This window comes from Microbacterium sp. (assembly GCF_029263575.1).
Taxonomy (GTDB): domain Bacteria; phylum Actinomycetota; class Actinomycetes; order Actinomycetales; family Microbacteriaceae; genus Microbacterium.
Genome location: NZ_JAJUFV010000114.1, coordinates 1 through 9302, shown reverse-complemented (window position 1 = coordinate 9302; position 9302 = coordinate 1). Strand labels below are relative to the sequence as shown.

The window sequence follows — 9302 nt, the reverse complement described above, 5'->3', positions numbered from 1 at the left end:
TGAAGCTGGGGCGCCCTGATGCATCCAGCGCGACGATCTCACCATCGATGACCGCATCCGACGCGGCGAAGTGCGGGGCACCGTCGCTGGTGAGCTCGGGATAGCGAGCGGTGATGTCGGTGCCGCTTCGCGCGTGCAAGCGCAGCCGCCCGTCACTCCAGGTGCCGAGTGCGCGGATGCCGTCCCATTTGATCTCGATCCACGGTGAGCGCATCGAGCGGACGAGGCCCGGGGTTCCGGACTCGGCGAGCATCGCACGTGGCGGGGCACCCGGCGGCGGCAGCGGTGCGGCCGTCGCGACCTCGCGAGCCGGGGCTGGTGCCGGTTGCGACGGGTTCTCGTCGTCCGCGACCTGATCGGCGACCTCGTCGAAGCGCAGTTGGCGAAGCTCCGGGTCATCGAGCTCCTCCCACGTGCGGGGAGCGGCGACCGTCGGATGCGGGCGTCCGCGCAGCGAATAGGGCGAGATCGTCGTCTTCTTGCCGTTGTTCTGACTCCAATCGAGAAAGACCTTGCCGCTGCGCACCGCCTTGGCCATGGTGCTGGTGGCGATGTCCGGATGATCCGATTCGATGGCACGAGCGAGTTCACGAGCGACGGCAGAGGCCTGGTCGCTGGTCTGCGAGCCGTCGAGCGGGCTGTACAGATGGATGCCTTTGCTGCCGCTGGTCACCGGCATCGGGTCGAGGCCGATGTCTCGGAGGATGCTGCGGGCAAGCCGGGCGACGTGCGCGCACAATGCCAGATCGGCGCCGGGACCGGGATCCAGATCGAGGACGAGGCGATCGGGATTCTGCCGCTCGCCCTCAGCGTCGAAACGCCACTGCGGAACGTGGAGCTCGATGCTGGCCATCTGGGCAAGCCATACCAATGTCGGCAGATCTTCGACCAGGGGATAGTCTTTCGCGCCGCCGGAGTGGGCGATCGGGAGGCGATACACCCACTGTGGTGCCCCTGAATCCAGTTGCTTTGCGAAGAACGCCTCTGCCGGGGCATCCGCCGTTCCGACCCCGTGCACCCATCGCTTGCGGGTGACGGGGCGACCGGCGAGCAGCGGCAGCATGCGCGGCGCCACAGCGGTGTAGTACGCGATCACCTCGCCTTTGGTGGTTCCCGTCTCGGGGTAGAGCACCTTATCGAGGTTGGTCAGCCGCACACGGCGACCGTCGACCTCGACGATCTGCACGTTGCTCGGCATGACGAAAGACTAACCGCAACCCCCTGGCATCCGGATGCTCGGACGTGTGTACTGGTGTCATGAGAACGATCTGGAAAGGCGCTTTGACCTTCGGCCTGGTCAACGTGCCGGTGAAGGTGTACTCCGCCACCGAGGACCACGATGTCTCGCTGCATCAGGTGCACGACGAGGATGGCGGACGCATCCGCTATAAGAGGACGTGCGAGATCTGCGGCGAGGTCGTGCCCTACTCCAACATCGATCGTGCATATGAGGACGACGGCCAGCGGGTGGTGCTCACCAAGGAAGATCTCGAGGCCCTCCCTGCCGAACGCAGCCGAGAGATCGACGTCGTCGAGTTCGTGCCGAGCGAGCAGGTCGACCTGTTGACGCTGGACAAGGCCTATTACCTCGAGCCGGACTCGAAATCCCCCAAGGCGTACGTGCTGCTGCGCAAGACGCTGGAACAGACCGACCGCACGGCGATCGTGCGGTTCACTCTGCGCCAGAAGACGCGGTTGGCGGCGCTGCGAGTACGCGGTGACGTGCTTGTGCTGCAGACGCTGCTGTGGGCCGATGAGGTGCGCGAGGCCGAGTTCGAATCGCTCGACGAAGACGTGAAGATCTCCAAGAAGGAGCTCGAGCTGTCAGCGAGCCTCGTCGACAGCTATTCCAGCGACTTCGATCCGGAGTCATTCGTGGACGAGTATCAGAAAGAGCTGCGCACCCTCATCGACGCGAAGATCGAAGCCGGTGAGACCTTCGATGTCGCCGAGACCTTCGCCGACGAAGAGGCCGAAGGTAAGGGCGGTGAGGTCATCGATCTGATGGAAGCGCTCAAGGCCAGCGTCGAGCGTTCACGTGCGAAGAAGAAGGATGCCGGGTAGCGCTAGGGCTTTCCGTCGCCATCGAGGTCGGGGGCGCGATCGAAGACCTCGGCGTTGAGCGACAGCTCAGCAGCCTCTGAGGCGTCGGTGTCGGGGTCTTCGCCGGCCGCGAGGGCCTTTTTGACCTTGCGGCGCTCCGAGAAGTAGTGCCACAGCGTCACGAGTGCTGTGCCACCCACCGCGGCGAGCAGGATGAGATCGATGTACTCGGTCACGAACCAGGCGATCGGCGGAATGTAAGCGATCAGGTACCCGACCATGGTCAGCCCGAAGCCCCACAGCAGGGCGCCGATGAGGTTGTAGAGGCTGTAGCGCTTCCACGGCATATGCCCGACACCCGCGGCCACGGGTGCGAAGGTGCGGACGATCGGCACGAAGCGCGCGAGAATCACCGTCAGCCCGCCGTAGCGCTCGAAGAATGCGTTGGTGCGCTCGACGTTCTTGCGGCTGAACAGCCCGGACTCTTTGCGCTCGAACACGGCAGGCCCGCCCTTGTGGCCGATGAAGTAGCCGACCTCACCGCCGATGAATGCGGCCACCGCGATGAGCAGCGACACCCACCAGATGTTCACGCCGAAGACATCGTTCGTGTGGGTCAACAGCCCCGCGATCACGAGCAGCGTGTCACCAGGCAACAAGAACCCGACCAGCATGCCGGTCTCGGCGAAGACGATGAAACAGACCACGAGCAGGGCCCAGGGGCCGGCTGCCCCGATGATCATCTCCGGGTCAAGCCAGGGAATGAGCGCGATGTGATGCATGAGTTCCCGTCAGATGATACGGCGGTCAGTACGGAAGATGGGACTTGAACCCACACGCCCGAAGGCACAGGAACCTAAATCCTGCGTGTCTACCAATTCCACCACTTCCGCGCGGTCGTTCCAGTCTAAGGGTGCGGCCGGACCGGGAACAGCGGGAATTCCGCCGCGACGATTACGGATAACCGGAATCGTCGCGCACCTCGGCGCTCGGGGCTGTGGATAACTTTCGAGGTCGATTCTCGAATCTTGCAAGGATGCTGGGGTGAGTCAGCCGTCCCTTCTTGTCGCCGAGCGTGTGCGCCGTCGGCTGCGCGCGGAACAGACCGACCCCTCCCTGGCGCCAGACGAAGCCCGGCGCATCGCCCAGTCGGAAGTCAGACGCCATAACGATCTCGCCCTCTCGCGCGGGGAGGCGACGATCGACGACGAAGTGGCCTGCGTGCGTGACGTGCTCGCCTCGGTGAGCGGATTCGGCGCGCTGCAACCGCTGCTGGACGACCCCGAGATCGAGGAGATCTGGCTGAACGGACCCGATCGCGTGTTCGTCGCACGCAGCGGGGTGTCTGAGCGGGTGGCGTTGCGGTTGACCGACGCGGTCGTGCGCGATCTCGTCGAGCGGATGCTGCAATCCACCGGTCGTCGCGTCGATATCAGCCAACCGTTCGTGGACGCGTCGCTTCCCGACGGCTCGCGGCTCCACGTGGCCATCGCCGATGTCGTGCGTGGTTCGTGGGCGGTGAATATCCGCAAGTTCCTTCCGCGCTACCGCAGTCTGCGCTCGCTCGTAGAGCTCGGATCGATGCCAGCCGAGATCGCCGAGTTGCTGCACCGGGCGATGAGCGACGGACGCAGCGTGATCGTCTCGGGTGCCACGCACGCGGGTAAGACGACGTTGCTCGGCGCGCTGCTGGCGTCGTGTGCGCACGAGCAGCGCATCATCACCGTGGAAGAGACGTTCGAGCTCGCCGTCGACGGGCCGGATGTCGTCGCACTGCAGGGGCGCCAGGCCAGCCTGGAAGGAAGCGGCGAGATCACGCTGCGCCGGCTCGTGAAAGAAGCCCTGCGTATGCGCCCCGATCGACTCGTCGTCGGTGAGGTGCGTGATGCCGAGGCCCTCGATCTCGTGCTCGCCCTCAACACGGGCGTTCCCGGTGCCGGGACAGTGCACGCCAACTCCGCAGCGGAAGCGCTCGAGAAGCTCACGCTTCTTCCGCTGCTGGCCGGGCGCAACATCGATCGTGCGTTCATCGCACCGGCGCTCGCCGCATCCATCTCCCTTGTCGTGCACTGCGCCAGAGACGCCGCGGGCGCGCGCTATGTCTCCGAGGTCATCACACCCACCGGCGAAATCCTCGACGGGCGTCTGCTGACGCGGTCGGTGTATCGAGCGGAGCCGAGAGTATGACGCTGTTGGTGGGCGCCATGCTCGCGGCCGGGCTGCTGCTGTGTGTCTCGCCGTGGCTGTGGCCCCAGCGCGAGAAGACACAGCGCACGCCCACGCGCGATGGCTCGCTGGCTCGGCTGATTGACGAGGCCGGGTACGCCTCCGTGGAACAGCGCACCGTCATCGCGGTGATCGTCGCGTTCGCTGTCGCGGGGGCCGCGAGCGCCTGGCTCATCACCGCCATCCCGGTCTTGGCGATTCTGGCGGCGATCGCCGCAGCCTTCGCACCGGTCGCCTTCCTGCGTTCGCGTCGACTGCGGCTGCTCAAGGCGCGGCGCCAGCTCTGGCCGGATGTGTGCGATCTGCTCATCGCAGCCATTCGGGTCGGACTATCGCTGCCCGATGCCGTCGCGAGCCTGGCGGAGTCGGCGCCGCCGATGGTGCGCCCGGCCTTCGTCGTGTTCGCACGCGATCTGCACGCTACCGGGCGCTTCGAGACCAGCATCGACCGGTTGAAGGCGACTGTCGCCGACCCGATCGCGGACCGCATCGTCGAGACGCTCAAGATGGCGCGCCAGGTCGGCGGTACCGAACTGACCGGCGTGCTGCGCGCGTTGTCGGCCTCTGTGCGTGCGGACGCGGCACTGCGCGGCGAGGTCGAAGCGCGGCAGTCATGGATTCGCGGCGCCGCCGTACTCGGCGTCATCGCCCCGTGGGTCATTCTCGGATTGCTCGCGCTGCGGCCCGAGGGCGCCGAAGCCTACGCCAGCGGTGAGGGCGTGCTCGTGATCTGCGCCGGCGCCGTGATCTCGGTCATCGCCTTTCGAATCATGGTGCGTATCGGCCGGCTCCCCGAACCGCGGCGGTGGTTCGCATGAGTGGTGTGACCGATATCGCCCTGGCCGTGCTGCTGGGCGGGGTTCTGTCCGCGGGCATCCTGTGCATTCTCGCCGCCGCTCCGCGCTGGTATGCGGCCTCGCTCGTGTCCCGCATCGCGCCCTATGTGCGCGACGCCGTCGATGATGATGCGATGCCGTTCGGGGCACTGCCGAAAGCGGGGATCCTTCCCGCGGGCATCGGCGGCGGCTGGGAGCGGCTGCGTGCCATCTTCAGCCGCGCCTTCGGCGACACGTCGGCATTGACCGTGCGGCTCGCACGAGCGGGCTCCCATGCGGATGCGCCGACGTTTCGCGGACGGCAGCTTGGATGGGCGTTGGCGGGCTTGGGCGTCGGGAGCATCGTCGTCGTGGCGCTCGCGCTCACCGGACGCATGTCGCCGCCGGTGGTCGTGCTGCCGCCGCTGATGGCTGCGGGTGCGGCAATGGTGGTGGACAGCCTGCTGTCCGCGCGGGTGAAAGCACGGATGTCGCGTCTGGCCGATGAGCTGCCGACGACGCTGGAGTTTCTGGCGCTGTGTCTGTCGGCGGGGGAGGGCTTTTTCGACGCGCTGCGGCGCGTCGCCGCGGTCGGCTCGGGCGAGCTCACCCACGAGCTCAGACAGGTCGTGCTCAGCGTCGGAACCGGCTCATCTGTGACCAGCGCGCTCGGCGAGATGAGCGCCAAGCTGCAGCTTCCTGGACTGTCGCGTGCGGTCGACCAGATCGTCGCCGCCCTTGAGCATGGTGCACCTCTGGCGGCCGTTCTGCATGCTCAGGCGACCGATGCGCGTGAAGACGCGAAGCGCGTGCTCATCGAACAGGCCGGAAAGCGTGAGATCTACATGCTCTTGCCCCTGGTCTTTCTGATTCTCCCGCTGTCGGTTCTGTTCGCGGTCTATCCCGGTGTGTTCATCCTGCGACTCGGTATCGGCTGAGTCGCCCGATCAAGGAGTGAGAAATGAGAGTTATTCGACGTTGGTGGGGCGACATGATCGCCGACGCCAGAACGCTCGCCGAAGACGAGGCGGGGGACGTGCCCGGGTGGGTGCTTGTCACGCTGATGACGGCCGGGCTCGTCGTGCTCATCTGGGCCGTTGCCGGGCCCGCGTTGACCGGGCTCTTTGAACAGGCCATCTCGCGGGTCTCCGGGCTCTGACGTGCGGTGGCGGGCGGCTGCGGCCGATGAGCGCGGATCGAGTGCGGTGGAGTTCGTGCTCGTCGGCTCATTGCTCACGGTCCTCACCCTCGCCGTTTTGCAGCTCGGGCTGGCGATATACGTCCGAAACGTCGTTCACGACGCTGCGGTGGAGGGCGCGCACTATGCCGCGCTCGCCGATACGACCCTTCTCGAAGGCGCGGAGCGCACGAAGCTCAGCATCGCACGCGCGGTCGGAGAGTCGTTCGCCGACGACATCACCGTCGCCGAGAGTGACCATCTCGGATACCCCACCGCCGTCATCACCGTGCGTACGACGCTTCCGGTGATCGGACTGCTCGGTGTTCCCTATGCGATGGAGGTGGAAGCGGATGCGCCGTTGGAATCGCTGGGCGAGCAATGACGACGGCTCAGCGGCGCTCGAGTTCATCACGGTCGGTGTCATTCTTCTCGTGCCGCTGGTGTATCTCGTCATCACCCTCGGCGTCGTGCAGGAGCAGTTTCTCGGTGTCGAAGCAGCCGCGCGGCATTCTGCGCGCGTCGTCGCTCAGGCTGAGAGCGCGGACGACGCCGCAGCTCGCAGCGACGCCGTGATCACGAACGTCATCGACGAGTACGGTATGGACTCCTCGCGCGTCGACGTCGCGATGTCGTGCTCACCGACCGGCGGTGCGTGCCCCGCGGCGGGCTCGACCGTGCTCGTGACCGTGAGCACGGTGGTCTCGCTGCCACTCGTGCCACCCATCTTCGGCCTCGATGCCGCCGCCAGCATTCCGCTGCAGGCGGCGGCAGCGCAGAAGGTCTCACGAACGTGGGGAGCCGACTGATGCCCGGCTACCAGCCCACCACCGATCTAAGCCGCAGCGACGAGGGCAGCATTCTGCCGCTGCTGCTCGGATACGTCGTACTCGCGATCTCCGTGATCTTCGTCTGCACCTGCGCAACCGACCTGTACATCACCCAGAAGCGCCTCGATTCCGTCGCAGACTCCGCCGCGCTGGCCGGATCCGATGGTTTCACCCTTGTCGTCGACGGAGGATCCATTCGTGCCGAGCTCACCGATGCCGGTGTCCGTGAGCAGGCGACAGCGATTCTCGCGGCTTTGCCGACCGAGGCGGTGCTGGTCTCGGCATCCGCCCCCGATCAGGTGTCTGCGCGCGTCACGGTCGAGATGGCCTGGTATCCGCCGCTGGTCGCGGCCTTCGTGCCCGATGGCGTGCACCTGCAGTCCACCGGGACGAGTCGAACCGCGCTTCGATAGCGCAGCGCGCACGGTCGGCACTCAGACCGATCAGCGTTCCGAGTCCGATCCGGTGCGCGGAATCCAGCGCACGAATCCCCAGGCGCCGAGAAACCCGATCACGCCGATCACCGCGGCCGCGACCGGCAGCGAGGCGATCGCGGTGACGCCCGCCACGATGAGCGGTGCGGAGGCGCCACCGGCATCCGTCAGTGTGCGCCACGAACCGAGAAACGCCGCCGGATTCTGCTGGGGCGCCGAATCCGCCCCGAGCGTCATCAGAATTCCGCTCGACAGACCGTTTCCGACGCCCAGCACGGCCGCGAGCATTCCGAACCACAGCACCGCGGCATCACCGTCGTGCGTGAACGCCAGGGCGAAGAAACCCGCGCCCATCAGCAGCATCGCCGGCATCGCAGCCCAGAGGCGGCCGAAGCGATCCATCACCTGCCCGCTGGCGTAGAACAGGGCGAAGTCGATCGCCCCGGACACGCCCACCACGAGGGCGATGGTCTGCGCGTCGAGCCCGAGCGAGATGCCCCACAGCGGCAGCAACGCCTGCCGAGTCGAGCGCAGCGCAGACAGGCTCGCCGCCGCGAGCCCGAGCCGGCCGAGCACGCCGCGGTACTGCCACATGGTCTGGAACACGCCCGCACGCCGGTCGGAGCGCGGCAGGCGGATCGGTCCGCTCACCGGCTCCCCGGTGTCTTCAGACAGCGCCGCCGTCTCGCGCGCCGGCGCCGGCATCACGGTCTTCTCCGGGTCGGGCCCGAACAGCACCAGTATGATCAGCACGGCGAGACAGGCGAGGAAGAACCAGATCGAGGCCTGCTCCGAAATGAAGATCTGAAGCAGAGCCGCGGTGACGAACGGGCCGACGAAAATGCCCAGGCGAAAACTGCCACCCAGCAGCGCCAGCGCACGCGCGCGAAACGCCAACGGCACACGCGTCGTCATGAACGCATGGCGGGCGAGTCCGAACGCTGCTGCGCAGAACCCGAGGAGGAAGACGCAGGCCGCAAAGACTGCGAGCGCCGGAGCCAGCAGCATCGCGCCGACGGCGACCAACGAGATGGTTCCGGCGATGACCATCGTGAAGCGCTCGCCGATGCGGGCGACGGCCCAGCCGGCGGGCAGGTTGCCGCAGAGCTGTCCGACCACGAGAGCCGATGCCACCAGCGCCGCCGCGGCGATATCGGCCCCCATGTTTGCCGCGATCACAGGAATCAGCGGGATCACAGCGCCCTCGCCGAGCGCGAAGAGCACCGTCGGCAGATACACCATCGGTCCGAACTGCTTCAGAACCGAGGACGCTGTGCTCACGTGGCCACGCTACTCCGCTTGTCGCGAACGGGCCGTGCACGTGACTCGGCTGATCCGAGTAGGCTGGGTTGTCATGCTCGAACTCGATCTTTCCGCCGACATCCAGGCGCTCAGGCACACCTTCGGCGATATCAGCGAGGTCGTCGACGTCGCCGGGCTCCGCGAAGACATCGCGCGCCTGAGTGAAGAGGCCGGTGCGCCCGACCTCTGGGACGACACCGAGCGCGCCCAGAAGGTCACCAGCTCGCTCAGCCATCGCCAGGCTGAACTCGCCCGCATCACCAGCATCGCGCAGCGTCTCGACGATCTCGAGGTGCTCGTCGATCTCGCCAACGAGATGGACGACGAGGATTCGGCCGACGAGGCACGCCGCGAGCTCACGGCGCTGGGCGATGTCATCAACCAGCTCGAGGTGCAGACGCTGCTCGATGGCGAGTACGACGATCGCAGCGCCATCATCACCATCCGCTCCGGTGCCGGCGGCGATGACGCCACG

The 9302-nt window shown here is 66.7% G+C and carries 12 protein-coding genes and 1 tRNA gene; 9 read left to right on the top strand and 4 right to left on the bottom strand.

Annotated features, from left to right (window positions below; translation table 11 throughout):
• Window positions 1-1198: non-homologous end-joining DNA ligase (gene ligD, locus Q1J95_RS11490; RefSeq protein ID WP_300267694.1), on the bottom strand; the 1198-nt coding region annotated here is incomplete at its 3' end.
• 59 nt (window positions 1199-1257) lie between these two features.
• Here ligD and Q1J95_RS11485 point away from each other — a divergent pair.
• Window positions 1258-2064, top strand: a complete 807-nt coding sequence (locus Q1J95_RS11485; RefSeq protein ID WP_300267692.1) for a Ku protein — start codon at window positions 1258-1260, stop codon at window positions 2062-2064.
• Window positions 2065-2066: 2 nt separating this feature from the next.
• Here the strand turns inward: Q1J95_RS11485 and Q1J95_RS11480 are convergent, their stop codons facing one another.
• Together Q1J95_RS11480 and Q1J95_RS11475 are read right to left on the bottom strand one after the other, a co-directional pair.
• Window positions 2067-2825 carry a VTT domain-containing protein gene (locus tag Q1J95_RS11480; protein WP_300267690.1) on the bottom strand — a complete coding sequence of 253 codons (759 nt, stop codon included), beginning with the start codon at window positions 2823-2825 and terminating at the stop codon, window positions 2067-2069.
• A gap of 29 nt (window positions 2826-2854) precedes the next feature.
• Window positions 2855-2936 (bottom strand) — tRNA-Leu (locus Q1J95_RS11475).
• Between the two features lie 151 nt (window positions 2937-3087).
• Between Q1J95_RS11475 and Q1J95_RS11470 the strand changes: the two genes are divergently transcribed.
• From Q1J95_RS11470 to Q1J95_RS11440, 7 genes are read left to right on the top strand one after another with little or no spacing between them, the layout of a single operon-like run.
• Window positions 3088-4230: an ATPase, T2SS/T4P/T4SS family gene (locus Q1J95_RS11470; protein ID WP_300267689.1), complete on the top strand. Its 1143-nt coding sequence runs from the start codon at window positions 3088-3090 to the stop codon at window positions 4228-4230.
• Window positions 4227-5087, top strand: coding sequence for a type II secretion system F family protein (locus Q1J95_RS11465; RefSeq protein WP_300267687.1), 861 nt, complete (start codon window positions 4227-4229; stop codon window positions 5085-5087). The genes Q1J95_RS11470 and Q1J95_RS11465 overlap by 4 nt, the downstream gene beginning before the upstream one ends.
• Window positions 5084-6022, top strand: coding sequence for a type II secretion system F family protein (locus tag Q1J95_RS11460; protein WP_300267686.1), 939 nt, complete (start codon window positions 5084-5086; stop codon window positions 6020-6022). The genes Q1J95_RS11465 and Q1J95_RS11460 overlap by 4 nt, the downstream gene beginning before the upstream one ends.
• Before the next feature lie 23 nt (window positions 6023-6045).
• Window positions 6046-6243, top strand: coding sequence for a hypothetical protein (locus Q1J95_RS11455; RefSeq protein WP_300267696.1), 198 nt, complete (start codon window positions 6046-6048; stop codon window positions 6241-6243).
• A 1-nt stretch (window position 6244) separates the two neighbouring features.
• On the top strand, window positions 6245-6646 hold the full coding sequence (locus Q1J95_RS11450) for a TadE/TadG family type IV pilus assembly protein (protein ID WP_300267684.1): 402 nt from the start codon (window positions 6245-6247) through the stop codon (window positions 6644-6646).
• Window positions 6615-7070, top strand: coding sequence for a TadE family protein (locus tag Q1J95_RS11445; protein ID WP_300267683.1), 456 nt, complete (start codon window positions 6615-6617; stop codon window positions 7068-7070). Before Q1J95_RS11450 ends, Q1J95_RS11445 begins: the two co-directional genes overlap by 32 nt.
• Entirely contained in the window at window positions 7070-7504 is a 435-nt protein-coding gene (locus tag Q1J95_RS11440) for a pilus assembly protein TadG-related protein (RefSeq protein ID WP_300267682.1), read from the top strand. Before Q1J95_RS11445 ends, Q1J95_RS11440 begins: the two co-directional genes overlap by 1 nt.
• 30 nt (window positions 7505-7534) lie before the next feature.
• Here Q1J95_RS11440 and Q1J95_RS11435 read toward each other — a convergent pair whose 3' ends face one another.
• Window positions 7535-8767 (bottom strand): MFS transporter, encoded by a 1233-nt coding sequence (locus Q1J95_RS11435; RefSeq protein ID WP_300267695.1) that lies wholly within the window; start codon window positions 8765-8767, stop codon window positions 7535-7537.
• Window positions 8768-8879: 112 nt separating this feature from the next.
• On the opposite strand from Q1J95_RS11435, the gene Q1J95_RS11430 reads away from it, so the two are divergent.
• Window positions 8880-9302 (top strand): PCRF domain-containing protein (locus tag Q1J95_RS11430; protein ID WP_300267680.1); only part of this gene is annotated, 423 nt, incomplete at its 3' end.

Coding starts and splice junctions, on each gene's coding strand:
- Q1J95_RS11485 (WP_300267692.1), top strand. CDS start 1,258: ATGAGAACGATCTGGAAAGGCGCTTTGACCTTCGGCCTGGTCAACGTG.
- Q1J95_RS11480 (WP_300267690.1), bottom strand. CDS start 2,825: ATGCATCACATCGCGCTCATTCCCTGGCTTGACCCGGAGATGATCATC.
- Q1J95_RS11465 (WP_300267687.1), top strand. CDS start 4,227: ATGACGCTGTTGGTGGGCGCCATGCTCGCGGCCGGGCTGCTGCTGTGT.
- Q1J95_RS11460 (WP_300267686.1), top strand. CDS start 5,084: ATGAGTGGTGTGACCGATATCGCCCTGGCCGTGCTGCTGGGCGGGGTT.
- Q1J95_RS11455 (WP_300267696.1), top strand. CDS start 6,046: ATGAGAGTTATTCGACGTTGGTGGGGCGACATGATCGCCGACGCCAGA.
- Q1J95_RS11445 (WP_300267683.1), top strand. CDS start 6,615: ATGCGCCGTTGGAATCGCTGGGCGAGCAATGACGACGGCTCAGCGGCG.
- Q1J95_RS11440 (WP_300267682.1), top strand. CDS start 7,070: ATGCCCGGCTACCAGCCCACCACCGATCTAAGCCGCAGCGACGAGGGC.
- Q1J95_RS11435 (WP_300267695.1), bottom strand. CDS start 8,767: ATGGTGTATCTGCCGACGGTGCTCTTCGCGCTCGGCGAGGGCGCTGTG.